The following is a 23,695-nucleotide window of genomic DNA, read 5'->3' on the forward strand; positions in this document are numbered from 1 at the left end:
AGGCCCCCAGATGGAGGACATTTAATGGCAATCGGTGGTAATCCGGTCTTTAACAGCAAGAATTTTAACTCCCAGGTTCGCAGCGGCAGGGTGAACCAGGGTTCCCTGGCCACCCAGGACCAGACTTCGATGACCCCCCAGCAGTTGCAGGAGCTGTACACGGCGCCTTCTGCCGGCCCCGCCATGACCGGCCGCATGACGTACGACGACGTCATCATGAAGACACTGGCCTGCCTTGCAGTGGTCCTCGTCGGCGCAGCCGTTCCCATGATCCTGATTCCCGGCGCCGCAGCGCCGCTGATGATCGTCGGCGCACTGGGCGGTTTCGTCCTGGGCCTGGTCAACGCCTTCAAGCGTGAGCCCGCTCCCGCGCTGATCCTGGCGTACGCAGCCCTCGAGGGAATGTTCCTCGGCGGACTGACCCTGGTGCTGGACAACCTGTACCCGGGCATTGGCCTGCAGGCCGTCCTGGGCACGCTGTCCGTCTTCGCCGTGACTCTGGTCCTGTTCCGCAGCGGCAAGGTCCGCGCTACGCCCAAGGCCATGCGCTTCTTCATGATCGCCATGATCGGCTACGCCGTGTTCTCGCTCGTCAACATGGGCCTGATGATCTTCGGTGCCACCGACAGCATGTTCGGTGTCCGTGACTCCGTCGAGATCATGGGAATTCCGCTGGGTGTCCTGATTGGCCTCCTCGCCGTAGGCCTGGCCGCGTTCTCCCTGATCGTCGACTTCACGTCCATCGAGCAGGGTGTTCAGGCCGGCGCTCCGCAGCGCTACTCCTGGACTGCTGCCTTCGGCCTCACCGTCACCCTGGTCTGGCTGTATGTGGAAATCCTCCGCATCCTCGCCATTCTGCGCGGCGACGACTAGCATCCCCGGGGCTCCGGACTCCCTAACCTAAAGGACTCCCGAACCGAAAAGAGGTCGGCAGGCTAACGCCTGCCGGCCTCTTTGCTGTTAACCACGTGCGAAGCGTAGAACCACCCTGTGCATCCCTCGCGCGGAACCGTAGGATCTCGGCGGGGGGAATCCTCCGGAGCACATGCGGGAAAGGGGACGCGGGGCATGGATAAGCCGATGGATACCGTCCTGTTCCCTCTCCGGGTCCAGGAACTGCTGCTGGAGAACCCTGATCTGGAGAACTTTCTGGCACCGCTCGCCGTCCTTCTGACCGAGCGGCTGCGTGAGTGGAACGTGGCCGGTTCCTCCCTGATGATCGTGCGGTCCCGCCGCCAGCCGGTACAGGTCGGCAGCGAACCCGGCTTCATCGAACTCGAGCGGGGAACGCATGCAGAAGACCCGTCCCGCCGCGCCCTGGCACATCAGGCGCCGGCCGTCGCCCGGAACCTGGACGGTGAAGACCAGCGGTCCGCCTATTGGACTGCTGCGCGCGCGTCGGGCATGTCTGCCGCGGCATCGGTGCCGGTGGCGGTGCCGGACCCGGATCTCGCGGTGCTCACGTGCTATTCCTCCTCCCCGGGAGCCTTCGGACCAGCGGCGCTGGCTGCTCTTGAGTCCGCTGCAGCGGAGCTGGCAACTCCGCTGGCACTCGCACTGCGGCTGGACGCGCAGACGCACCGGGCCCGCAACCTGCAGGCCGCCCTCGAGTCGCGGACCGTCGTGGATCTGGCTGCCGGAATCATCATGGCGCAGAACAACTGCAGCCAGCAGGGTGCCGTTGAAATCCTGCGCAGTGTCTCCAACAGCCGCAACGTCAAGGTCCGGGACGTGGCGGCCGGGGTGGTTGCAGTGGTCTCGGACCGCGTGAGCACTCACTTTGAGGAGTAGCCGGCGGTAGGCTGGAGCAATGACCACTCCCGGACCGGTTTCCACGGCTGCCCCCGCCACCGGCGCCCAATTCCGGATCAGCCGGGCCACACCCGGCGGCACCGCTGAAGCACAGATCGCTGCACTTGCAGGGGCCCTGCGCAGCTATTTCCTGGATGGCACCGCGTTTGTGGAGACCTATCCCGACGCCGAGCTGCCGCCGTCGGCCTGCGGCATCCTGCTCGCTCCCTGGCCCAACCGGGTTGCCGGCGGGAAGTGGACGCTGGAAGGACAAACGCAGCAGCTGGACATCACTGAACCGTCACGCGGCAATGCCAGCCACGGCCTGCTGCGCAACACCGGATACCGGCAGGTGGAGGCAGTCGGTGACGGCACCACGCCGCCCGGCAGCAGCGTCACGCTGGCGGCCGAGATCTTCCCGCAGCACGGGTATCCCTTCCACCTCGTCCACGAGGTGCGCTACAGCCTGGACGGGGACGGCGGACTGCGCGTGCGGCAGGCGCTCACCAACGTGGGCGGAAACCGGGCGCCCTTCGCGCTGGGCGCCCATCCGTTCCTTCGGGTGGGATCGGTTCCAACGGAGGAGCTGACGCTGACCGTTTCGGGAAACACGCGGCTGACGGTCGATGACGGACTGATTCCGGTGGGCCGGGAACCTGCCGGCGGACCCGCCGACCTTCGGACGGGGCGGCGGATCGGCGGCCTGGACCTGGACTCCGCCTACACGGATCTGGAGCCGGAAGACGGGGAGTTCCGGCACCGCCTCCGCGCTCCGGACGGCAGGGGCGTCGTGTTGTGGAGCGGTCCGGAGTTCGGTTATGTCCAGGTCTTCGTAACCGATAAGTTTCCCGGACGCGCCCTTGCCGTGGCCGTCGAGCCGATGACCGCTCCCGCCAATGCGCTGAACTCCAGTGAAGGGCTGCGGTGGCTGGACCCCGGGGCGTCGTTCGCTGCGGAGTGGGGAATCCGGCCGGAAAAAACCGGCTGACGGCCCGGCCGCGAACCCCGGCGTAAAGGTGGGAATCACAGGCGTTGAGTGTGGAAAGATGAGCCCATGAGACCTCACGCACGGAGCATCGCCGCGCCCAGAGCGGTGCAGGCTGCGGCTGTCCGCTCCAGCAGGGGCAACGACGACGTGCCGTACGCGCTGCGCGTCAGCGCGGCCTGGGCTTGGCGGCTCGGCGTGGTGCTGGTGGTTGCCGCCGGCATTATCTGGCTGCTGCGCAACTTTTCGCTGCTCATTATTCCGCTGATGATCGCGGCCCTGCTGGCAGGTTTGCTCTCGCCCATCTCCAACTGGCTGCGCCGCAACAAGGTGCCCGCCGGACTGGCGGTCGCTGTCACGATCGTGACCTTCCTGGGCGTGATTGTTGCTGCACTGACCCTGGTGGGCCGGCAGCTGGCCCTGGGCTTCCGCGACCTGTGGGACGAAACCCTCTCCGGCGTGGCCCAGATCCAGGACTGGCTCGCCGACGGCCCGCTGCGCATCACAACCACCCAGATGGACACCCTGCTGCAGGAAGCCACCAACACGCTGCAGCAGAATTCAGCCAACATCCTTTCCGGGGCACTCTCCGTGGGGACCGGCGCCGGACACTTTGCGGCCGGCGTCCTGCTGACGCTTTTTGCCCTGGTCTTTTTCCTGCTGGACGGGCGCCGCATCTGGCGCTTCACCGCCGGGCTGCTGCCCCGCCGCGCCCGCCCCGGCGGATACGGCGCCGGCATCCACGGCTGGGACTCCCTGGTGAACTACGTCCGGGTGCAGCTGCTCGTGGCCTTCATCGACGCCGTCGGCATCGGCGCGGGCGCAGCCATCATCGGAGTGCCGCTGGCCCTGCCGCTGGCGGTCCTGGTGTTCCTGGGATCGTTCGTTCCGCTGGTGGGCGCCGTCCTCACCGGATTTGTTGCCGTCCTGCTTGCTCTCGTGGCCAACGACTGGGTGAACGCCCTGATCATGCTGGGCATTGTGCTCCTCGTCCAGCAGCTGGAATCACACATCCTGCAGCCCCTGATTATGGGCCGGGCCGTGGCTCTGCACCCGCTGGCCGTGATCCTGGCAGTCACCGGCGGCACCCTGGCCGCCGGGATCCCCGGTGCCCTCTTCTCCGTTCCGCTGCTCGCCATTTTGAACACCGTGGTGCGCTATATCGCCTCGCGGGGCTGGGAAGGGGATCCGGCGCTGGCACGTGATCCCGTGTTCGCCGCCGCCGGGGGAGCGGCCCCTGCAACCGATGATGCCGATACCGCGTTGGAAGACAACGCAGAAGACGAGAAACAACCGTGACTGATCTGTCCCACCTGCCCGTGAACCTGGACGACATTGAGGCAGCCGCCAAGCTGTTGGACGGCGTGATTGCCCTGACGCCCATTGAGCAGTCCCGCGCCCTGGGCCGGATGACCGGGTCCAACGTGTATCTCAAGTGCGAAAACCTGCAGCGGGCCGGCTCGTTCAAGGTCCGCGGGGCCTACGTCCGCATGGCCAAGCTCTCGCCGTCGGAACGGGACCGCGGCGTGGTGGCCGCTTCCGCAGGTAATCATGCCCAGGGCGTGGCCGTTGCCGCCGCGCGGCTGGGCATCAAGGCCCGGATCTTCATGCCCCTGGGGGTGGCACTGCCCAAGCTGTCGGCGACGCAGGGCCACGGCGCCGAGGTGGTGCTGCACGGCCACAACGTGGACGAAGCCCTCGCGGAAGCCCAGCGCTACTCCGACGAGACGGGCGCCGTCTTTGTGCATCCGTTCGACAACGTGGATGTGGTGGCAGGGCAGGGAACCATCGGCCTGGAACTGCTGGACCAGATCCCGAACCTGGACACCGTCCTGATGGGCGTGGGCGGCGGCGGACTCCTGGCCGGCGTCGCCGTGGCCATCAAGGCCCGCGCCAAGGAGCTGGGCCGCGAGGTCCGCATCATCGGAGTGCAGGCCGAAAACGCCGCGGCCTACCCGCCGTCGCTCGCTGCGGATGCCCTGGTGCCGCTGACCAAGGTGTCCACGATTGCGGACGGCATAGCCGTGGGGCGCCCGGGCCAGCTGCCTTTCTCCATCATCAAGGAACTGGTGGACGACGTCGTGACCGTCAGCGAAGACTCACTGGCGCGTGCGCTGATCTTCCTGCTGGAACGGTCCAAAATGGTGGTGGAACCGGCCGGAGCCGTGGGTGTCGCGGCGCTGATGGACGGCAAGATCGAGAACCCCGGCAACACCGCCGTCATCCTCTCCGGCGGCAATATCGACCCGATGCTGATGCTCAAGGTCATCCAGCGCGGCCTCGCCGCCGCCGGCCGGTATCTGGTGGTTCGGATACTGCTCGATGACCGCCCGGGTTCCCTGGCCACCATCTCCCGGATCATCGCGGAATCGGACGCAAATGTCACCGGAGTGGACCATACACGTGTCGGGGGGTCCATTAGCATGGGCGATGTGGCGATCACCATCAACATGGAAACCAAGGGACACGAACACTGTGAACACGTACTGAACAACCTGCGTGCCCAGGGTTTCCAGCCGATCGTGCTGCACGGGTAGGCCGTGCTTGCCAAGCGGGCCCGGACGGCCCTGTACGTTTCCCTGGGGCTCGCCGCCCTGATCTGGCTGTGTTATTTTCTGGCGATGTTTGCCGGTCCGGCGGTGCTGCGCGAGCTGGGAATCCTGCCGCGGCGGGTCGACGGACTGGACGGAATCATCTTCGGTCCGCTGCTGCATGCGGGCATCAACCATCTGCTGGGAAACACCCTGCCGCTGGTGGTGTTTTCATTCCTGACCCTGCTGGAGGGCGTGCGGCGCTACCTGGTGGTGCTGGCGTCATCGTGGCTGACCTCCGGGCTGGGCGTGTGGCTCTTCGGAGGCGGCCTGACGGTGGGCATCTCCGGCGTCGTCTTTGGCCTGTTTGCGTACCTGATGGTGCGCGGAATCTACAACCGGGACATCCTTCAGCTGCTGCTTGGCGGTGCCCTCTTCCTGGTCTACGGCTCCCTGCTCTGGGGTGTGCTGCCGGTATCCATCGGAGTCTCATGGCAGGCGCACCTCTTCGGGGCTGCCGGCGGTGTCCTGGCAGCGGTGCTGCTCAGCCGCCGCTCCAGGCGGGGGCAGACAAGCAAAAGCGGGCCCTCCCGGTGGGAGGACCCGCTGTAAACGCTATAAACCGTCCTGCGTGAAAATCAGCTGGAGTACGGCTTGGCGGAAATGATCTCCACCGAAATGCTCTTGCCGTTCGGGGCCGTGTACGTGGCGCTGTCGCCGGCCTTCATGCCCTGGATGGCAGCGCCGAGGGGCGACTTCTCGCTGTAGACGTTGATGTCCGAGTCGCCGGCAATTTCGCGGCTGCCCAGCAGGAACGTTTCGGAATCGCCGGCAATCCTGGCTTCAACCAGCATGCCGGGCTCCACCACGCCGTCATCGGCCGGGGCCTCGCCCACGTGGGCGGTCCGCAGCAGGTGAGTCAGCTGGCGGATGCGGGCCTCGGCCTTGCCCTGCTCTTCCTTGGCTGCGTGGTACCCGCCGTTTTCCTTCAAATCGCCCTCGGACCGGGCCTGCTCAATGCGGGCCACGATTTCCGTGCGGCCGGGACCGGACAGATGATCCAGTTCTGCCTTCAGGCGGTCGTAAGACTCCTGAGTGAGCCAAGCGGCAGGTGCGCTGTTGGTGGACACGGGTCTCTCCTTTTAATGACGACCGGACCAGGCGGGCTGGTCCGGCAGGCTGAATTTGCTCCGCGGGCCGGAACGGCCTGACAAGCAAAGACCCCGCCGGGCGGTGACCGGTTGCAGTGCTGATCTTGCAGTGCTGATCACCTGGGCGGGGCATAACGTAGGCTCCATACTAGTTCTCAAAGCCGGTTTACCCAAGAACCCGGCCCGGCTTGATAAGCGCCCGCACACCTGCACCGGCCGGGAGCCGGTTCCGGACAGGTTCCCGGTCTCAGCTTTCGTCGGCGATCCAACACGCGTGAACGCCGCCGGTGACGGACAGGGAATCGGTGCGGAGCTCCACGCGCTGGGCGGTGGTGGCGTCTTCGGCCGGACCAATGGTGACCTGTTTCCAGCCGACGACGGCGTAAGAGTCGTTCAGGGCCTGCACTGCGCAGGTGACCGTGGCGTCAGTGTCCTTGGTGACCTGGAAGTCGACGATTGCCCGGCCCGCATCGGGAATGCTGAAACCGACGTCCTTAAAGGTCACTTCGCCCGCGGGCGAAGGTGCGGCAATCCATGCCGCTCCGGCGCAGCCCAGCAGCACCGCGGCGCTGCCCATGATGATCTTGCTCCTGCGGGACAGGCCCGGCTTGGGGGTGCCGTATCGATTGGCTAATCTTGTTGCGGACGGAAAACCATCCGGGGTCTGCTCGGGGGCTGGCTGCTTAACAGGACCTTCCTCAGTGCTCACTTCTTTATTTTATCCGAGTTTGTCCGTCTGTAATCCGCCGACCCATCAGGAGCTGCCCCGTGTCGACCGCGTCAAATGATATTTCCAGCCGTCAGGGACCCCTGCGGCTGCTGGCCGTACACGCGCACCCGGATGACGAAGCCAGCAAGGGTGCAGCCATGATGGCCTTCTACGCGGCACAGGGCGTGGACGTGATGGTGGCCACCTGCACCGGCGGGGAGCGCGGCAGTGTGCTTAATCCCTCGATGGAAGCCAACCCCGCCGCGAAGCGGGACCTGGCCGGATTGCGTCGCCTCGAAATGGCCAATGCCCAGCGTGAACTGGGAGTGCAGCACCGCTGGCTGGGCTTCATGGATTCCGGGCTGCCCGAAGGTGATCCGCTGCCGGACCTGCCGTTCGGATGCTTTGCCCTGGAGCCGCTGCAGCACGCCGCTGCGCCCCTGGTGAAACTCGTGCGCGAATTCCGCCCGCACGTCATCATCAGCTACGACGAAAACGGCGGCTATCCGCATCCGGACCACATCATGGCCCACAAGGTGGCCGTTGAAGCCTTCAACGCCGCCGGAGACCCCGAGCAGTACCCGGGGACGGGCGAAGCCTGGGAGCCGATGAAGCTCTACTACGACCGCGCGTTCAACCCCGAACGGTTCCAGGCCCTGCACCACGCCCTCGTGGAGGCGGGAATGGACTCGCCCTACGCCGAGCGCATCGCCGCCTGGCAGGAAGCTGACACGGAGGGTCACCAGCCGCCCGCCCCCACCCATCCCACCACCACGCAGATCCGGTGCGGAGACTATTTCGAGGCGCGCGACCGGGCACTGAAGAGCCACCGCACCCAGGTTGATCCGGACGGATTCTTTTTCGCTGTGGACGCACCAACTCAGCGGAAGGTCTGGCCCTGGGAGGACTATTCGCTGATCATGTCAAAGGTGGAGACCGAGCTCCCCGAGACTGACCTGTTCGCTGGCATACGATAGAGGGTAGGGACGGCGTGCAGCCGCCTGCTTCCAAGAGAGAGAAACCGAAGTGAACTTCCTGTACAGCCTGCCCCAGCTCGTGAACCCCGGCGGAACCGAAGACGGCGAGCTGAAATCCGGCCTGAGCATCGCGGATGTAACCCCCGGTTTGCTGGGTTTCCTCGCCACCTTCTTCCTGGTGCTGGTGGTTGTGCTGCTGATTCGTGACATGACGAAGCGCATCCGCCGGGTCCGCTACCGGGAGCAGGCGCGGACAGGCGTGGGGAGCGACGTCTTCATCCCCAGTACCGAGGACATCGCTGCCGGCGGCTCCGCCGCATCAGCCGCCGGAACCGGCTCCGCCGCATCAGCCGCCGGAACCAGCCCCGCAGCATCCGCCGCGGCCGGAACAGACACCGACCGGCGCCCGGGCGCCGACCGAGGCTAGGAGCAGGACATGGCCGGCAGGCTGCGCAACGAGGCCTCGGCTTACCTGCGCCAGCATGCCGGCAACCCGGTGGACTGGTGGCCCTTCGGAGACGAACCGTTTGCCGAGGCACGCAGACGGAATGTGCCGGTTTTTGTTTCGGTGGGGTACGCCGCGTGCCACTGGTGCCATGTCATGGCGCACGAGTCCTTCGAGGACCCGGCCACGGCCGACTACCTGAATGAGAACTTCGTCTCCATCAAGGTGGACCGCGAGGAACGCCCTGACGTGGATGCGGTGTACATGGCGGCAACCCAGGCCATGACCGGCCAGGGCGGGTGGCCGATGAGTGTCTTTACGCTGCCGGACGGCCGGACGTTCTATGCCGGCACCTATTTTCCGCCGCGGCCGGTACAGGGCATGCCCGCGTTCCGTGATGTCCTCGAAGCCGTCTCCGCGGCATGGCGGGACCGCCCGGAGGAAGTTGAGCAGAGCGCCGCGCAGCTTGCCGCCCACCTGGCCAGCGGACAGCAGGGAAACCGGCGGCTGCTGGGTCCGGTCCGCGCCGCCGGCGACGTCCCCGGGAACCCGGATGCCAGCGCCGATGCTGCGCAGGAACGGGCCCGAACGCTGTCCGCCGCGGTTGACGCGCTGGGCGCCGCCGAAGATCAGCAGTTTGGCGGATTCGGCGGGGCACCCAAGTTTCCGCCCTCCACCGTGCTGCGGTTCCTGCTGGCCCACGCCGCGGCCGGGGCCTCGACCGCCGGGGCGGCTGCCTCGCTGGCCGACCGCACCCTGGGTGCCATGGCCCGAAGTGCACTGTACGACCAGCTCGAGGGCGGCTTTGCCCGGTACACGGTGGACCGCCGGTGGGCGGTCCCGCATTTCGAGAAGATGCTTTATGACAACGTGCAGCTGCTGGCGCTGTATGCGCAGTGGGCACGGACGGCCCGGGACCCGGAGGACCGCCGGCTGGCCCTGCGCGTGACCCGGGAAACAGCGCAGTGGATGATTGACCGGCTGCAGGTTCCGGGCGGCGGCTTTGCGTCTTCCCTGGATGCCGACACTCTGATGGACGGCCGCCGGGTGGAAGGCGGCACCTATGTCTGGACCGAGGCGGAGCTGGCGGAGGTTCTTGGCCCGGAAACCGCTGCCGCCGTCGTCGGGCTGCTGGATCTGGACTCCGGGAACATGGCCGCCCACGGCGGAAAGCCCGGTCCCGACGGCGGTATCGGCAGCACTCTGCACTTCGGCCGCCGGCTGAGCCCCGACGAGGAGGAGCTGTGGCTTAGCTGCCGGCCTGCTCTGCTGGCAGCCCGGAACCGGCGTCCCCAGCCGGACCGCGATGACAAGGTGGTGGCCGGCTGGAACGGCCTGGCCGTGGCAGGGCTGGCCCGCGCCGCCGTCGTGCTCGCCGATGCGGGGGAGGAAGCGGCGGCGGAGCGCATTCTGGGCGCAGCGCGGGACGCCGCGGCCTACCTCCTGCGGGTACACCGCACGGGGCCCACGCTGCGGCGGGTGTCCCACGACGGCAGCGGGCAGGGCATCGAGGGCCTGCTTGAGGACTACGCCGCCGCAGCCGAGGGATTTTTTGCCCTCTACGCGGCCACCGGCGACGAGCAGTGGTACACGGCGGCCGAGTCGCTGGTGCAGGCGGCCGAAAGCCGTTTCCTCGTGGGAGACACGCTGCAGGACACCGCTATCCGCCCGAATCAGCTGGCCAACGCCCAGGGCGCACAGGCCGCCGCGGATCCGCTGGACGGGCCCACGCCCAGCGGGGCTGCCTTGTTTGCCGGCGTGCTGCTGACGTATTCCGCGTATTCAGGCTCCCTGCACCACCGTGCCCTGGCGGAATCGCTGCTTGCCCACGTTGGCGTCGTGGCGCCGAAGGCGCCGCAGGCCGCGGGCTGGGCCATGTCGGTGCTGCAGTTCCTGCTGGACGGGCCGCCGGAACTGGCGGTAACGGGCACCGACGCTTCCGCCGTCGAGGAACTGCTTCGCACGGCGCGCGACGCCGGAGGGCCGGGCCTGGTGGTCGCCTCGCGGGTGGCCGTGGACGGCGGCGAGGAACTGCCGCCCGGATCCGCGGGCCGGACCCGCGTTCCGCTGCTGGAAGGCCGCGGCCCCGGAACCGAGCCTGCAACGGCCTACCTGTGCCGGGGCATGGTGTGCCGGCGGCCCGTCACCACGGCGGCCGAGCTGAGGGAGCTGCTCAGCGAAGGCTGATCCGGCGTCGGAGGGCCCGGAAAGTCAGCCCTGCGAGGCGCCGACAGAGAGAACTGCCAGCAGAATGGCAACGTAGTGGCAGGCAAAGCCGGCCAGCGTGAAGGCGTGGAAAATCTCGTGGAAGCCGAACCAGTCCAGGGAAGGATTGGGCTTCTTCATCGCGTAGCACACAGCCCCGGTGATATACATCGCGCCGCCTACGCAGACCAGTACGGCCGCCGTAGGATTGACGGTGAAGAAGTCCGGAATGTAGATCAGCGCCGCCAGGCCCAGGGCAATGTAGACCGGCGTGTAGAGCCAGCGCGGCGCATGCAGCCACAGCAGCCGGAACAGGACTCCGGCAACGGCGCCGCCCCAGATGAACCAGAGCAGGACCTTGGCCTTTTCCGGCGGAAGCAGCGACCACGCCAGCGGCGTGTAGGAGCCGGCAATGACCAGCATGATGTTGGTGTGGTCCAGCCGCTTGAGGATGGTCTTGACCTTCGGAGACCAGTTGCCCCGGTGATACACGGCCGACACTCCGAAGAGGAGCACCCCGGTGAACGCATAGACGGCCGATGCGATCCGGGTGCCGGTTGTGGGCGCCAGCACGACCAGGACGATTCCGGCGGCCAGCGCAAACGGGGTGGCCCCGGCATGCAGCCAGCCGCGAAGCTTCGGTTTGATGGCCAGGATGTCAGCTACCTCTTCCACGGCGGATTCCACCGGGCCGGGAGTGCTGCGGGAGCTGGGATCCCGCTCGGGGGGAGCGGACGACGATGAAGATGCCATATCCAAAATCCTAACCTACGAGTCGGTAAGTTACTGATTGGTAACTTCAGGTCCCGTGAGTACGAATCTCTCCTTCTCCACCGCGTTGACGGTCTGCCGTGAGACTGCCAGCGCGGCACCGAGCTCGGCCCGCGAGAGGCCGGCCCTATTGCGGAGCTCCGCCAGCCGGTTCTTCATTGCGCGGCGATTTTTGTCTGCAGCTTGAAGCGGATGCAGAAGTCCGCAACCAAGATGCACAGGCAGGCCGCAACGAGGATTCCGGCCAGCTGCCCCGCCGGAAAGAGGATGAACCCGGCCAGCAGCACTGCCCCCGGGACAAGGGCGTCAACGAAGACCTTGGCCAGCACCGCGGTGGACCGGCTGCGCTCGAAGCTGTCCTCCGCCGCGGACAAAGCAGCCCTTTCGCGCTGCCGCCGCAGCAGGAAGGTCCCGAGGATACCCGTGAAGATGACAACTCCCGATGCCGCTGCCGGAAGGAACTTCTGGTCCTCGGGCGCGGCGCTGCTCCAGGCCGACGTCCCTGCGAGGGCGGCACCCACAACGACCAGCCATAGCCACAGACGCCTCATGCGGTACCCCTCATCTTCTGATGCCCCTGGTCTCCACTGCCCTCATCCTCTAGCATCCCCGGCTGTAAAGTTTGTTTTTACACTCCGACGCAACGGCAGGGCGCCCGGAAAGTCAAGGGCAGTTCTGCCCGCACCGGCCGGGCCGGAGGCGCCGCGCCGGACGGCCGGAAGAGCCTGCCGCTTTTTGGGAATACACTTTTTAGTGCGCCTCCCACCACCGCGGAGACGTTTTCTCCGGCACACAGGACAAGGCAGGTGCGGCTCCGCATGAGGTTTCCGGGCGTTGTATATGCCTACTACGAGCGCAAGCTGCGCCGCAGCCTGGCTCGCGACCGCATCCCCGGGCACATCGGCGTCATGGTGGACGGCAACCGGCGCTGGGCGAAACTGGCCGGCGCGCCCACCAGCGACGGACACCAGGCCGGCGCGGACAAGATCCTGGAATTCCTGGGCTGGTGCCAGGAACTGGGCGTGCGGCGGGTAACGCTGTACATGCTCTCGACAGACAACCTGAACCGGGACGCCGATGAACTGGATCCGCTGCTGGACATCATCGGCAACACGCTGGACCGGCTCGGCGAGAAGGGTGACATCCGGGTCAACGCCGTCGGCGCCCTGGACATCCTGCCGCCCAACCTGGCCGCGAAGCTCAATGACCTCGGAACCAGCACCAGCGGCGCGAGCGGACTGCACGTCAATGTAGCCATCGGTTACGGAGGCAGGCGGGAAATCGTCGACGCGGTCAAGGAACTCCTCCATGACGCCGCCGCACACGGCAAATCCATCGCCGAAATCACGGAAGAGCTCTGCGACACCCAGATCTCCGAGTACCTCTACACCCGGGGCCAGCCCGATCCGGAGCTGGTCATCCGCACCTCCGGCGAGCAGCGGCTCTCCGGGTTCCTGATGTGGCAGAGCGCGTACAGCGAGTTCTATTTCTGCGAGGCGCTCTGGCCTGATTTCCGCCGGGTGGATTTCCTGCGCGCCCTGCGTGACTACGGCAGCCGGCAGCGCCGCTTCGGTTCCTGAACCGAACAGCAGGCAAACTCGCCGTGAACGGGATAAAACCCGCCCGTGTCCTGCTGCGGCGCAGGGCTTCCCCGGCGTACCTTGGTGCTATTGATCAGCGACCCGCTGATGGAACCGGAGGCCGGATGTGCACAGAATACGGTGCAGGAAGGCTCAGTTCCGCCTTCCCCGGTCTGCGGATCTCCCCGCCCAGCTATCCGGGGCACCGCCCCTGACTGGAGTTTCCCGTGGCTATCCATTCCTCCCCGCGAACCTCTGCCGACACCGGTGCGGCCGCCGCAGCGCCGGCGTCCGACGGCCGCCCCGAGGCCTACGTGCTGGACACTTCAGTCCTGCTCTCGGACCCCAAGGCGATCCTGCGGTTTGCCGAACACGAGGTGATTGTTCCGCTGGTGGTCATTACCGAACTCGAGAAGAAACGCCACGATCCTGAACTGGGGTACTTTGCCCGGACCGCGCTGCGCCTGCTCGATGACCTGCGTATCGAACACGGGGGACTCAGCGCACCCATTCCGCTGGGCGAATCCGGCGGCACCCTGCGCGTGGAGCTGAACCACATCTCGGTGGACGTCCTTCCCGCCGGCATCCGCGGCACCGACAATGACAGCCGGATCCTTGCCGTGGCGCGGAGCTTGGCGGACGAGGGGCGGAACATCACCCTGGTGTCCAAGGATCTGCCGATGCGGGTGAAGGCCTCGGCAGTGGGTCTGAAGGCCGATGAATACCGCAGCGATCTGGTCCGCGACAGTGGCTGGACCGGCGTCGTCGAACTGGACGTGGCCGAAGCCGACGTCGACGCCCTGTACGAGCACCGCCCGGTGTTCATCCCGTCGGCCGCGGAGCAGCCGGTGAACACCGGGGTCGTTCTGCTTTCCAGTCGCGGGTCGGCGCTGGGGCGGGTGGGAACGGACAAACAGGTGCGCCTGGTGCGCGGGGACCGTGACGTCTTTGGGCTGCATGGCCGCTCCGCCGAGCAGCGGCTCGCCATTGACCTGCTGATGGATTCCGACGTCGGCATTGTTTCGCTGGGCGGCAGAGCGGGCACGGGCAAGTCGGCGCTGGCACTCTGCGCGGGGCTGGAAGCGGTGCTGGAGCGCCGCGAGCACCGCAAAGTGGTGGTGTTCCGTCCGCTGTACGCAGTCGGCGGCCAGGAGCTGGGTTACCTGCCGGGCACGGAGGCGGAGAAAATGGGGCCGTGGGGCCAGGCGGTCTTCGACACGCTGGAAGCCCTGGTCTCCAAGGAGGTGCTGGAGGAGGTCCTGGACCGGGGCATGCTGGAGGTTCTTCCCCTGACCCACATCCGCGGCCGCTCCCTGCACGATTCGTTCGTGATCGTGGATGAGGCGCAGTCGCTGGAGAAGAACGTGCTGCTGACCGTCCTGTCCCGGATCGGGCAGAACTCGAGGGTGATCCTTACCCACGACGTCGCGCAGCGCGACAACCTGCGGGTGGGGCGCCATGACGGGGTGGCCGCCGTGGTCGAAACGCTCAAGGGGCATCCGCTGTTCGGGCACATCACGCTGACCCGGTCCGAACGCTCGCCCATCGCTGCGCTGGTGACCGAGCTGCTGGAAGACGGGCAGATCGGCTGAGCTGCCCGTCTTCGGTCCGCTACATCCTGCCGTAGCAGCAACCCCGAGGGCGCCGTCCCCCGGGGAAGCGCCGATTCGGCGGGGTTATCCACAGTGCCGGGCAGCCCGGCGCCGGCAAAGCGACCGGTGGCGTACCGTGTTCCCCATGGTGGGGATCCTGGGGGAGTACCGGCTGCTGGACGGCCCGGCGTTCTGGGTGCTGTGTGCCGCAACGGCGTATTTCCTGGTGCTGGCCGTGCGGCTCACCGTGGTGGACGCAGCGACGCACCGGCTGCCCAACAGGCTGGTGCTGCCGGCCTATCCTGTGTCCGCACTGCTGCTGGGCACGGCAGCCCTCGCCGCCGGGGACCCGGGGCGCATCGGTGCGATGGTGCTGGCCGGCGTCGTGCTCTGGAGCGCGTATTTCCTGCTGCGCTTCGGCAACCCTTCGGGACTCGGTTTCGGGGACGTCAAACTGGCGGGGGTGCTGGGGCTCTATCTGGGCTTCGCCGGCTGGCCGTACGTGCTGGCCGGGACGTGCGCCGCGTTCCTGCTGGGCGGAGTGTGGGGGCTGTGGCTGATCCTCTCGCGGCGCGGCACCGCCAAAACGGCCATCGCGTTCGGCCCGTTCATGCTCGGCGGCGCCGCCCTGGCAATGGCCCTGCCTGGCCTACAGTAGAAACATGCCCACCCCCGATTTTGTCCTGTCCCTGCGCGAAAAGATCGGCCATGGCCTGCTGTGGCTTCCGGGCATCACCGGTGTTGTCTTCAACAGCGAGCAGCAGGTGCTGCTGGTGCGCCGTGCTGACGACGGCCGGTGGACGCTGGTCACCGGAATGCTGGACCCGGGGGAGGAGCCGGCCGCCGGAACCCTGCGGGAAGTCCAGGAGGAGACGGGCGTCACGGCCGAAATCGAGCACCTCATCCACGTGGGCTCGCACGGTCCCATCACGTTCCCCAACGGGGACCGGTGCACCTTCCTCAACGTGGCCTTCCGCTGCCGGTACGTGGACGGCCGGGCGCGCGTCAACGACGACGAGTCCACCGACGTCGCCTGGTTTGACCTGGACCGGCTCCCTCCGCTCAGCGACCGCCACACCATGCTGCTGAAGCTGGCGCTGGAGGCCGACGGCGTCCCCTATTTCGAGCGCTGAACAGCACAGGCCCCGTCCTCCGGCCGGAAGACGGGGCCTGTGCCCTTCAGCGGGCAGGTCCGGGACGGGCTAGCTGCCGGCGTCGGTGCTGCGCGGCGCCGGAGCGCTGCCGGGATCTTCGGCCGACGGCGGGGTGTCTGCGGCCGCGGCGGCGGCTGCCGGGCTTTTTCCGCCCGCAAGCCGCTCCGCCTCAAGGCGGTCGGCCTCCGGCCCGCCCACCGCTTCGCCGCGGGCTACCATGCCGGCGACGTCCGAGAGCGGGATCTGCTTCAGGAAGCATGCCAGCACCAGGGCGATGACGAGGAACGGAATGAGGTACCAGAACACCGGTGCCAGGGAGTCGGCGTAGGCTGTGACAATTCCGTCCCGCACGGGTTCGGGCAGGTCATTCATGACCGACGGCTGGATGGTGGCAGTGGCTTCGCCGGCGGCGGCCGGATCGAACCCGGCCTTGGTGAAGACCTCCATCAGGTTTTCGGAGAGCCGCGAGGTGAACATGGCACCGAAGATGGCCACGCCCAGGGACGCGCCGACTTCGCGGAAGTAGTTGTTGGACGAGGTGGCGGTGCCGATCTGATCCACCGGGACGGAGTTCTGCACCACCAGGACCACTACCTGCATGATGTAGCCGAGCCCGGCACCGAAGACAAACAGCTGCGCGCAGATGACCCAGACCGGGGTTTCCGCGGAGAGGCTGGTCATCCACAGCATGGCAAGGATGACCAGAGAGGCACCCATGATCGGGTACTTCCTGTAGGTGCCGTGCTTCGTGATGGCCAGGCCCGAGTAGATCGAGGTGCCCATCATGCCCACCATCATGGGCAGCATCAGAAGGCCGGACACGGCGGCGGAAGTGCCGGTGGACATCTGCAGGAACGTCGGCACGAAGGCCAGCGCGGCGAACATGCCCATACCGAGCGTGAAACCGATGGCCGTGCTGTTGACGAAGATGGGGTTCCTGAAGAGGCTCATCGGGATAATCGGGTCTGCCACCCGGTTTTCCACCATGACGAAGAGGACTGCGGCAACGAGCATGCCGGCACCGAAGAGCAGCGTCATCGGGTCGGTCCACCCGTGGTCGTCGCGGCCGCCGAAGTCGGTGAAGAAGATCAGGCAGGTGGTGGCGATGGACAGCAGCACCACGCCGCCGATGTCGATGCGCTTGGTGGCCTTCTTGTTCGGCAGGGTCAGGGTGAAGAAAGCGATCAGGAACGCAATGATGCCGATCGGGATGTTGATGTAGAACGCCCACTGCCAGGTCATGTGGTCCACGAAGAATCCACCGAGCAGCGGTCCGGCAACGGCGGAAAGGCCGAAGATGCCGCCGAGCGGGCCGAGGTACTTGCCGCGCTGGTTGGCCGGCACGATGTCCGCGATGATGGCCTGCGACAGGATCATCAGACCGCCGCCGCCCAGACCCTGGATGGCACGGAAGATGACAAAGCCCCAGAAGTCGGTGGCAAAGGCACAGCCGACCGAGGCCGCGGTGAACAGGGCAATGGCAAACAGGAACAGGTTCCGGCGGCCCAGGACGTCACCGAACTTGCCGTAGATGGGCATCACGATCGTGGTGGCCAGCAGGTAGGCGGTGGTAATCCAGGTCTGGTGCTCGACGCCGCCGAGCTCGCCCACGATGGTGGGCATGGCGGTGGACACGATGGTCTGGTCCAGGCTGGCGAGCAGCATGCCTGCGATCAGTGCGGAGAAAATGATCCAGATGCGTTTCTGGGTCAGCAGCAGCGGCTCGGAAGCACGCGCGGCGGTGGCGGTCATGACATGTCCTTGGGAGAGGTGGGGGAGGCGGGAAGGGTTGGAAGGGGAGCGGCGGCAGCGAAGAGTTCCTGCATGGCGGTCACGGAGCCGGTAAGGATCGAGCGGTAGGAGCGGGTGTTGCCGGGCTCGAAGAAGGCGGGACCGGCGCGTTCGGTGAGGCAGCGGAACAGCGTCAGCGCGGCCCGGAGGAGCGGATCATCGGCGGGAAGGCCCTCGCGGGCGGACAGCAGGGCGGCCATGGCTTCCTCAGCCTCGCGGGAACCGTGCATGGCCTTCTGCAGCAGCCGCGGCTCGGCTGCCAGCGCGTTCTGGAGTGCCGTCATTTCCCCGCGGGAAATGGCCATGCGATCCATCAGGGCGACGGCGAAATCAACGAAGTCCGCCAGCAGCGACGGCGACACCGACCCGGGGGCGGAGTCCGATCCGCCGGCGATGAATGCCTCCGCCAGGTCTGCAGGAATCTCGTCCGCCGGGGAGCCGAGGATGGCGTCTTCCTTAGCGGGGAAGTAGTTGAAGAACGTGCGCCGGGAAATGCCCACTTTCTCGCACAGCTCCTCGACGGTAAAGCCGTTGACGCCCCGGGCGGCCGTCAGGGTGCGTGCAGCCGTAATGATGGCAACCTTGGTGGCTGTCCGTTTGCGCTCGCGGAGTCCGCAGGCTTCCATTGGTGCACTATTACTCACAGAGTGAATATTTACACCTTTGCCGTTTTAGTGCAAACTTCACCCGGGGCGTCCGCGGCCGGGGCGGGGCATGCCGCGCAAAAGGGCGCCCGGCCAGCGGCCGGACGCCCTCAAGGGTGCTGGGACTAGGCCTGCGGCGGCTTCGTCATGGACAGCACGTCAAGTGCGGTGTCCAGCTGTTCCTCCGTCAGTTCGCCGCGCTCGACGTAGCCGAGCTCTTCGACGGCCTGGCGGATGGTCTTGCCTTCCTTGACCGCGAACTTGGCGATCTTGGCGGCGTTCTCGTAGCCGATGAACTTGTTCAGCGGGGTCACGATGGACGGGGAAGCCTCGGCCAGGTAGCGGGCGCGCTCGACGTTGGCTTCGATGCCGTCGATCATCTTGTCCGCCATGATCCGCGAGGAGTTGGACAGCAGGCGGATGGATTCGAGCAGGTTTGAGGCAATGACGGGGATGCCGACGTTGAGCTCGAAGTAGCCGAAGGTTCCTGCCCAGGCGATGGCGGCGTCGTTGCCCACCACCTGTGCGGCAACCTGCATTACGGCTTCGGAAATCACCGGATTGACCTTGCCCGGCATGATGGAGGATCCCGGCTGCAGGTCGGGGATGGCAATTTCGCCCAGGCCCGTGTTGGGGCCGGAGCCCATCCAGCGAAGGTCGTTGGCGATCTTGGAGAAGGAGACGGCAATGGTGCGCAGCATGCCGGAGACCTCGACGAGGGCGTCGCGGTTGGCCTGTGCCTCGAAGTGGTCGCGGGCCTCGGTCAGCGGCAGGCCGGTGTCTGCGGCCAGCAGTTCGATGACGCGCTGCGGGAAGCCGGCCGGGGTGTTGATGCCGGTGCCGACGGCGGTGCCGCCCAGGGGAACCTCGGCCACGCGCGGCAGGGAGGCCTGGACGCGCTCGATGCCGTAGCGGACCTGTGCAGCGTAGCCGCCGAATTCCTGGCCCATGGTCACCGGGGTGGCGTCCATCAGGTGCGTGCGGCCGGACTTTACGACGTCCTTGAATTCCACGGCCTTGCGCTCCAGCGACAGCGCCAGGTGGTCCAGGGCGGGGATCAGGCTGTTGATCAGGGCCGACGTTGCTGCCACGTGCACCGACGTCGGGAAGACGTCGTTGGAAGACTGTGAGGCGTTGACGTGGTCGTTCGGGTGGACGGTGGTGTCGCTGCCGGCGTCCTTGAGGGTGCGGGTGGCCAGCTCGGCCAGGACCTCGTTGGTGTTCATGTTCGAGGACGTGCCCGAACCGGTCTGGAAGACGTCAATCGGGAACTGGTCATCCAGGGAGCCGCCGGCGACCATGTCGGCAGCCTTTTCGATGGCCCGGGCGCGCTCGGCGTCGAGCACTCCCAGTTCGGCATTGGCGGTGGCGGCTGCCTTCTTGATCCGGGCGAGGGCCTCGATGTGTGCGCTGTCCAGCGGCTTGCCGGAGATCGGGAAGTTCTCGACGGCGCGCTGGGTCTGGGCGCGGTACAGGGCATTCACCGGGACGCGGACCTCGCCCATGGTGTCATGTTCGATGCGGAATTCAGGAGTGTCAGAAGTCATGGTCCCAAGCCTAGTATCCGCAGCGCCGGGGCAGAAACCGCGCCGCCACAGGGCGCCCGGGCCCAGGCCGGAGGAAACGGACCCCGCGGCCCGGGGAAGAGCTAGCTGCGGGTGCGCTGAACGGCCGGGTGGACCAGGGCGCCGTAGCCGGAGACGAGATCCGCTGCGCCTTCGGCCAGCCGGTAGGAAACGCCGATGACGGCGGTGCGGCCCTCCTCGACGGCGGCGGAAATGATCTGGGAGCTCTCCACCAGCTGCTCGGCGGTCTGCTTGGTGTGTTCCACGACCATGTCGTTGACCTCGGTGAACCCGTTGCGCTGGGCGGCGAGGACGGAAGGGGTAATGCGCTCCACCAGGTTGCGGATGTGGCCGCCGGGCATCTCCCCGGTATCCACCGTGCGCTTGGCTGCGGTCACTGCGCCGCAGCTGTCGTGCCCGAGGACAACAATCAGGGGCACGCCGAGGGTGGCGACGCTGTACTCCAGGGAGCCGAGGACGGCGTCGTCAATGACCTGGCCTGCGGTCCGGATGACGAAGGCGTCGCCGAGTCCGAGGTCGAAAATGATCTCGGCGGCCAGGCGGGAGTCGGAGCAACCGAAGATCACGGCGAACGGATTCTGTTCGTGGATCAGGGAGCTGCGCCTGTTGGCGTCCTGGTTGGGATGCGAAGACTCACCGGCGACAAAGCGGGCGTTGCCCTCGCGCAGTGTCTGCCATGCCTGGGCCGGGGTTATTGCTGAAGCGGCTGGTTCATTCACGCTTCTTAGCCTAGACCCCGGATCACCCGCGCCGGTATTTCGTTGGCGCTTCGTTACTGCGCCGGGGATGCGGTGAGGTCCCGGACCACTGCTTCGGCCAGCACATCGAATTCGGCGAGGTCTGCCTCGCCGGTCAGCACAACAGTGATTCCCTCATGCTCCAGGACCATGCTGGCTTCGCCCTCGGCGGAGTCGCGCAGCTCCCAGGTCTTGCCGCCGGCGGTCCGCTCGCCTGCAGCCATGGAATCTCCGGACACCTGCGCGATCCATGTCGGGTTGCCGGCGTTGGTCTGTGAAAGACGAATAAACTCAGTGTTCGGAGTGAGATAGCCCACTTCCCAGAGGGGGACTCCGCTGCTGTTGGTTGCTTCCCAGCGGGCGTAGTTGGAGGTCCAGCCATCCGGCAGTTCTGGTGCCAGCGGGGCGTACCCGGCGTCGCCGGCTGCCTGCACAGCTACCTGCTGGACGTCCACGTCCTTGATGAAGGGTTTGGGCGCGGGATTCAGCAGCACCGGAACCAGGACCAGCAGCAGCGTGATGCCGGTGGCAATCAGCATCCCGATCACCGTTGCGTTGGCACGCTTGGCCTGCTTGCCGGTCAGTACGGGGGTTACGGGCGTCTCTTGGTCCTGCTGGTGCTCACTCACCCTTCAATGATCGCCTATCCGGCGGTCCAAGTCCTAGTTGGGCTGCTGCCGAACCGGACCTAATAGGTTTTCATTGGTGGTGGCGCAGGCCACGGAGACTATGATCGGAACAAGGCCCAGCCTTTTGTTGGTATTTCAACAACCGGCTTACAGCGACATTTCGAAGATGAGGTTAGACGTGACCAAAGGCGCTCAGTACTCCACACTTTCCCCCGCCCTGGCGGTAGGCGATGACGAGCCGGACCGGAACCTCGCGCTTGAACTGGTCCGGGTGACCGAGGCGGCAGCCATTGCCGGCGGCCACTGGGTTGGATTCGGCGACAAGAACGCGGCCGACGGCGCCGCAGTCGACGCGATGCGTTCCCTGATTTCCACCGTCCACTTCAACGGCGTAGTGGTCATTGGCGAAGGCGAAAAAGACGAAGCCCCCATGCTCTACAACGGCGAGCACGTCGGAGACGGCACCGGCGCCCTGTGCGACGTCGCTGTGGATCCGATCGACGGGACCCGCCTGACGGCACTGGGCATCAACAATGCGCTTGCCGTCCTGGCAGTTGCCGAACGCGGCACCATGTTTGATCCCTCCGCAGTGTTCTACATGGAAAAGCTGATCACCGGACCCGAAGCCGCAGACATGGTGGACCTCCGCCTGCCGGTCAAGCAGAACCTGCACCTGATCGCCAAGGCCAAGGGCAAGAAGATCAACCAGCTCAACGTGATGATCCTGGACCGGGACCGGCACAAGCCGCTCGTGCAGGAAATCCGCGACGCCGGTGCCCGCACCCGGATGCTGATGGACGGCGACGTTGCCGGCGGCATCGCTGCCGCCCGCGAGGGGACCGACGTCGACGCCCTGATGGGAATCGGCGGCACGCCGGAAGGCATCATCACCGCCTGCGCGATCAAGACCCTCGGCGGCGTCATCCAGGGCCGGCTGTGGCCCACCTCCGATGAGGAAAAGCAGAAGGCGATCGACGCAGGCCACGACCTGGACCGCGTCATGACCACGAATGACCTGGTCACCAGCGACAACTGCTACTTTGCCGCCACCGGCATCACCGACGGCGACCTGGTCCGCGGCGTGCGCTACAAGAAGGACCGCGTGCTGACGCAGTCCATCGTGATGCGCTCGAAGTCGGGAACCATCCGCGTGGTTGACGGCGAGCACCAGTCGCACAAGTGGGAGTCCTACGCCCGCCTGAAGTAGGCTGCGATACCCTTCAAAATAAGCCCCGGAACCGATGATCGGTTCCGGGGCTTTTTGCTGGGTGCTAGGGCGCGGAAACCGGTTGCGGGGCAGCAGCCGGACGGAGCTCAAACTCGGCCCGATCGGAGGGCATGCCGTTGACCTGCAGAGTAACCGCGTGCGGTCCGGGGTAATACCGGCGGGTCGTAATGGGGCGGAACGAGTGCTCGCGCGTCAGGGTGAGGGATTGCCCCGGCGCGAGCGTAGCCGTGGTGAGCTTGAACGTCTTTCCACTCAGGGTCCCGTTGGCCTTGCAGTGATGGACGATATAGTCCACTGCCAGCCGCGCCGGTTTGCTTCCGGTGTTGCGGATAACGGCGGTGAAGCGGACGCTGCCTCCGAACGGAACCACGGTGCTGTCCAGGGCAGGTCCGGTGATCTCGACGGCTGCGGGCGCGAAGCCCAGAAGTCCCAGCGCCTCGGGGTTGCCGCGCTTGATCAGGGTGCGCAGGGCATGGCGGATCAGCGCGGCCGTGTGCGGAGCGGGATCGTCCAGCCAGCGGCGGGCGGTCTCGACCACCAGGCCGGGGTGGTCGCGGCTGAGGTCGTTCAAGTGGTTGGCCACGGACCGGCGCACATACTCGCTCTCGTCCCGGTACAGCGCCTCGAGCAGCGGAACGGTGACTCCGGGGCGGGCCATGATCTCCGGTACCCGCACGGACCACGGCAGGTACGGACGGGTTCCCTCCGAGGCCAGCCGGCGGACGTCCGCGTCGGGGGAGTCCGTCCAGCCGGCAGCGATGCCAAGAGCCCGGTCCAGATCATGCCGGAGCAGGGTGCGGATGGCGAACTCCGAGGTCAGGCGCGCGGTGAGTTCGGCCAGCAGCGCCATGGCGTCGTCGAACGCCGCACTGTTCGCCATCGCCGCCCCGTCCGCCTCCACCGCTTTGGCAGCGACGGCGGAAGTCACCGGCCAGATCAGCCAGCCGGTGAAGTCTTCGGAGCCTGCCGCCGCGGCACGGATGGTGCGGGCGAACTCCCCGTAGCTTCCCGGGAGGTCGGACAGCAGGGCGTCGCGCAGCAGATCGGCCCGCTCACGCAGGGACAGGCCCTGAAGTCCGTTCCCGGCGGCCTTCAGTGCCGGGAGCGCGGCGCCCGGGACTGCGGCGCTGACGGCACGGGCCAGGGCCTGCGCGGAGGCGGTGCCCAGGAGCTCGTCGGCGGCAGGCAC

General features: G+C 66.7%; 25 protein-coding genes. 14 read left to right on the forward strand and 11 right to left on the reverse strand.

What is annotated here, in order from left to right; genetic code table 11:
- Nucleotides 1–24 precede the first annotated feature (24 nt).
- The 6 genes from M1D40_RS04450 (at nucleotide 25) to M1D40_RS04475 (ending at nucleotide 5,919) form a co-directional block, all read left to right on the forward strand.
- Nucleotides 25–873 carry a Bax inhibitor-1/YccA family protein gene (locus tag M1D40_RS04450; RefSeq protein WP_341394010.1) on the forward strand — a complete coding sequence of 283 codons (849 nt, stop codon included), beginning with the start codon at nucleotides 25–27 and terminating at the stop codon, nucleotides 871–873.
- A 195-nt stretch (nucleotides 874–1,068) separates the two neighbouring features.
- On the forward strand, nucleotides 1,069–1,791 hold the full coding sequence (locus tag M1D40_RS04455; protein ID WP_461170343.1) for an ANTAR domain-containing protein: 723 nt from the start codon (nucleotides 1,069–1,071) through the stop codon (nucleotides 1,789–1,791).
- Nucleotides 1,792–1,810: 19 nt separating this feature from the next.
- The gene (locus M1D40_RS04460) at nucleotides 1,811–2,779 is read left to right on the forward strand and encodes an aldose 1-epimerase family protein (protein WP_461170344.1); all 969 of its coding nucleotides are present in this window, start codon (nucleotides 1,811–1,813) and stop codon (nucleotides 2,777–2,779) included.
- A 66-nt stretch (nucleotides 2,780–2,845) separates the two neighbouring features.
- A complete protein-coding gene (locus tag M1D40_RS04465; RefSeq protein WP_341394007.1) occupies nucleotides 2,846–4,075 on the forward strand; it encodes an AI-2E family transporter in 1,230 nt (409 codons plus the stop codon).
- Nucleotides 4,072–5,313, forward strand: coding sequence for a threonine ammonia-lyase (ilvA, locus tag M1D40_RS04470; protein ID WP_341394006.1), 1,242 nt, complete (start codon nucleotides 4,072–4,074; stop codon nucleotides 5,311–5,313). Before M1D40_RS04465 ends, ilvA begins: the two co-directional genes overlap by 4 nt.
- 3 nt (nucleotides 5,314–5,316) lie before the next feature.
- The gene (locus tag M1D40_RS04475; protein ID WP_461170345.1) at nucleotides 5,317–5,919 is read left to right on the forward strand and encodes a rhomboid family intramembrane serine protease; all 603 of its coding nucleotides are present in this window, start codon (nucleotides 5,317–5,319) and stop codon (nucleotides 5,917–5,919) included.
- A 26-nt stretch (nucleotides 5,920–5,945) separates the two neighbouring features.
- Here the strand turns inward: M1D40_RS04475 and greA are convergent, their stop codons facing one another.
- Nucleotides 5,946–6,437, reverse strand: a complete 492-nt coding sequence (gene greA / locus M1D40_RS04480; protein ID WP_341394004.1) for a transcription elongation factor GreA — start codon at nucleotides 6,435–6,437, stop codon at nucleotides 5,946–5,948.
- 268 nt (nucleotides 6,438–6,705) lie between these two features.
- A complete protein-coding gene (locus tag M1D40_RS04485; RefSeq protein ID WP_341394003.1) occupies nucleotides 6,706–7,167 on the reverse strand; it encodes a DUF4307 domain-containing protein in 462 nt (153 codons plus the stop codon).
- A 59-nt stretch (nucleotides 7,168–7,226) separates the two neighbouring features.
- On the opposite strand from M1D40_RS04485, the gene mca reads away from it, so the two are divergent.
- Genes mca through M1D40_RS04500 form a run of 3 tightly spaced genes read left to right on the forward strand, consistent with a single transcriptional unit; the run spans nucleotide 7,227 to nucleotide 10,776 of the window.
- Nucleotides 7,227–8,144, forward strand: coding sequence for a mycothiol conjugate amidase Mca (gene mca, locus M1D40_RS04490; RefSeq protein ID WP_461170346.1), 918 nt, complete (start codon nucleotides 7,227–7,229; stop codon nucleotides 8,142–8,144).
- A 49-nt stretch (nucleotides 8,145–8,193) separates the two neighbouring features.
- The gene (locus M1D40_RS04495) at nucleotides 8,194–8,571 is read left to right on the forward strand and encodes a hypothetical protein (RefSeq protein WP_461170347.1); all 378 of its coding nucleotides are present in this window, start codon (nucleotides 8,194–8,196) and stop codon (nucleotides 8,569–8,571) included.
- A gap of 9 nt (nucleotides 8,572–8,580) precedes the next feature.
- On the forward strand, nucleotides 8,581–10,776 hold the full coding sequence (locus M1D40_RS04500) for a thioredoxin domain-containing protein (RefSeq protein WP_461170348.1): 2,196 nt from the start codon (nucleotides 8,581–8,583) through the stop codon (nucleotides 10,774–10,776).
- A 24-nt stretch (nucleotides 10,777–10,800) separates the two neighbouring features.
- Here the strand turns inward: M1D40_RS04500 and trhA are convergent, their stop codons facing one another.
- From trhA to M1D40_RS04515, 3 genes are read right to left on the reverse strand one after another with little or no spacing between them, the layout of a single operon-like run.
- Nucleotides 10,801–11,547, reverse strand: coding sequence for a PAQR family membrane homeostasis protein TrhA (gene trhA, locus M1D40_RS04505; protein ID WP_461170349.1), 747 nt, complete (start codon nucleotides 11,545–11,547; stop codon nucleotides 10,801–10,803).
- Nucleotides 11,548–11,577: 30 nt separating this feature from the next.
- On the reverse strand, nucleotides 11,578–11,724 hold the full coding sequence (locus M1D40_RS04510; RefSeq protein WP_461170350.1) for a helix-turn-helix transcriptional regulator: 147 nt from the start codon (nucleotides 11,722–11,724) through the stop codon (nucleotides 11,578–11,580).
- The gene (locus M1D40_RS04515; protein ID WP_461170351.1) at nucleotides 11,721–12,116 is read right to left on the reverse strand and encodes a hypothetical protein; all 396 of its coding nucleotides are present in this window, start codon (nucleotides 12,114–12,116) and stop codon (nucleotides 11,721–11,723) included. Before M1D40_RS04515 ends, M1D40_RS04510 begins: the two co-directional genes overlap by 4 nt.
- Before the next feature lie 267 nt (nucleotides 12,117–12,383).
- Between M1D40_RS04515 and M1D40_RS04520 the strand changes: the two genes are divergently transcribed.
- The 4 genes from M1D40_RS04520 to M1D40_RS04535 all read left to right on the forward strand — a co-directional run bounded on the left by M1D40_RS04520 (nucleotide 12,384) and on the right by M1D40_RS04535 (nucleotide 15,870).
- Nucleotides 12,384–13,145 (forward strand): isoprenyl transferase, encoded by a 762-nt coding sequence (locus tag M1D40_RS04520; RefSeq protein ID WP_341393997.1) that lies wholly within the window; start codon nucleotides 12,384–12,386, stop codon nucleotides 13,143–13,145.
- Nucleotides 13,146–13,372: 227 nt separating this feature from the next.
- Nucleotides 13,373–14,737 carry a PhoH family protein gene (locus M1D40_RS04525; RefSeq protein ID WP_341393996.1) on the forward strand — a complete coding sequence of 455 codons (1,365 nt, stop codon included), beginning with the start codon at nucleotides 13,373–13,375 and terminating at the stop codon, nucleotides 14,735–14,737.
- A gap of 145 nt (nucleotides 14,738–14,882) precedes the next feature.
- Nucleotides 14,883–15,395, forward strand: coding sequence for an A24 family peptidase (locus M1D40_RS04530; RefSeq protein WP_341393995.1), 513 nt, complete (start codon nucleotides 14,883–14,885; stop codon nucleotides 15,393–15,395).
- A gap of 4 nt (nucleotides 15,396–15,399) precedes the next feature.
- A complete protein-coding gene (locus M1D40_RS04535) occupies nucleotides 15,400–15,870 on the forward strand; it encodes an NUDIX hydrolase (protein ID WP_461170352.1) in 471 nt (156 codons plus the stop codon).
- Nucleotides 15,871–15,939: 69 nt separating this feature from the next.
- On the opposite strand, the gene M1D40_RS04540 is transcribed toward M1D40_RS04535, so the two are convergent.
- From M1D40_RS04540 to M1D40_RS04560, 5 genes are all read right to left on the reverse strand, one after another.
- Entirely contained in the window at nucleotides 15,940–17,643 is a 1,704-nt protein-coding gene (locus M1D40_RS04540; protein ID WP_461170353.1) for an MDR family MFS transporter, read from the reverse strand.
- Nucleotides 17,640–18,326, reverse strand: coding sequence for a TetR/AcrR family transcriptional regulator (locus M1D40_RS04545; RefSeq protein ID WP_461170354.1), 687 nt, complete (start codon nucleotides 18,324–18,326; stop codon nucleotides 17,640–17,642). Before M1D40_RS04545 ends, M1D40_RS04540 begins: the two co-directional genes overlap by 4 nt.
- A gap of 125 nt (nucleotides 18,327–18,451) precedes the next feature.
- Nucleotides 18,452–19,873 carry a class II fumarate hydratase gene (locus M1D40_RS04550; RefSeq protein WP_341393991.1) on the reverse strand — a complete coding sequence of 474 codons (1,422 nt, stop codon included), beginning with the start codon at nucleotides 19,871–19,873 and terminating at the stop codon, nucleotides 18,452–18,454.
- Nucleotides 19,874–19,974: 101 nt separating this feature from the next.
- Nucleotides 19,975–20,631 carry a carbonic anhydrase gene (locus M1D40_RS04555; protein WP_341393990.1) on the reverse strand — a complete coding sequence of 219 codons (657 nt, stop codon included), beginning with the start codon at nucleotides 20,629–20,631 and terminating at the stop codon, nucleotides 19,975–19,977.
- A gap of 53 nt (nucleotides 20,632–20,684) precedes the next feature.
- Nucleotides 20,685–21,278: a DUF4245 domain-containing protein gene (locus M1D40_RS04560; protein ID WP_341393989.1), complete on the reverse strand. Its 594-nt coding sequence runs from the start codon at nucleotides 21,276–21,278 to the stop codon at nucleotides 20,685–20,687.
- A gap of 166 nt (nucleotides 21,279–21,444) precedes the next feature.
- On the opposite strand from M1D40_RS04560, the gene glpX reads away from it, so the two are divergent.
- The gene (gene glpX, locus M1D40_RS04565; RefSeq protein ID WP_341393988.1) at nucleotides 21,445–22,485 is read left to right on the forward strand and encodes a class II fructose-bisphosphatase; all 1,041 of its coding nucleotides are present in this window, start codon (nucleotides 21,445–21,447) and stop codon (nucleotides 22,483–22,485) included.
- Between the two features lie 64 nt (nucleotides 22,486–22,549).
- On the opposite strand, the gene M1D40_RS04570 is transcribed toward glpX, so the two are convergent.
- Nucleotides 22,550–23,695 (reverse strand): DNA alkylation repair protein, encoded by a 1,146-nt coding sequence (locus M1D40_RS04570; protein WP_461170355.1) that lies wholly within the window; start codon nucleotides 23,693–23,695, stop codon nucleotides 22,550–22,552.

It is taken from the genome of Arthrobacter sp. Z1-15, assembly GCF_054792395.1.

Excerpts from the sequence above, each read along its gene's own strand:
- M1D40_RS04450 (WP_341394010.1), top strand. The coding sequence starts at position 25 with ATGGCAATCGGTGGTAATCCGGTCTTTAACAGCAAGAATTTTAACTCC.
- M1D40_RS04455 (WP_461170343.1), top strand. The coding sequence starts at position 1,069 with ATGGATAAGCCGATGGATACCGTCCTGTTCCCTCTCCGGGTCCAGGAA.
- M1D40_RS04460 (WP_461170344.1), top strand. The coding sequence starts at position 1,811 with ATGACCACTCCCGGACCGGTTTCCACGGCTGCCCCCGCCACCGGCGCC.
- M1D40_RS04465 (WP_341394007.1), top strand. The coding sequence starts at position 2,846 with ATGAGACCTCACGCACGGAGCATCGCCGCGCCCAGAGCGGTGCAGGCT.
- M1D40_RS04500 (WP_461170348.1), top strand. The coding sequence starts at position 8,581 with ATGGCCGGCAGGCTGCGCAACGAGGCCTCGGCTTACCTGCGCCAGCAT.
- trhA (WP_461170349.1), bottom strand. The coding sequence starts at position 11,547 with ATGGCATCTTCATCGTCGTCCGCTCCCCCCGAGCGGGATCCCAGCTCC.
- M1D40_RS04510 (WP_461170350.1), bottom strand. The coding sequence starts at position 11,724 with ATGAAGAACCGGCTGGCGGAGCTCCGCAATAGGGCCGGCCTCTCGCGG.
- M1D40_RS04515 (WP_461170351.1), bottom strand. The coding sequence starts at position 12,116 with ATGAGGCGTCTGTGGCTATGGCTGGTCGTTGTGGGTGCCGCCCTCGCA.
- M1D40_RS04520 (WP_341393997.1), top strand. The coding sequence starts at position 12,384 with ATGAGGTTTCCGGGCGTTGTATATGCCTACTACGAGCGCAAGCTGCGC.
- M1D40_RS04530 (WP_341393995.1), top strand. The coding sequence starts at position 14,883 with ATGGTGGGGATCCTGGGGGAGTACCGGCTGCTGGACGGCCCGGCGTTC.
- M1D40_RS04535 (WP_461170352.1), top strand. The coding sequence starts at position 15,400 with ATGCCCACCCCCGATTTTGTCCTGTCCCTGCGCGAAAAGATCGGCCAT.
- M1D40_RS04540 (WP_461170353.1), bottom strand. The coding sequence starts at position 17,643 with ATGACCGCCACCGCCGCGCGTGCTTCCGAGCCGCTGCTGCTGACCCAG.
- M1D40_RS04550 (WP_341393991.1), bottom strand. The coding sequence starts at position 19,873 with ATGACTTCTGACACTCCTGAATTCCGCATCGAACATGACACCATGGGC.
- glpX (WP_341393988.1), top strand. The coding sequence starts at position 21,445 with ATGAGGTTAGACGTGACCAAAGGCGCTCAGTACTCCACACTTTCCCCC.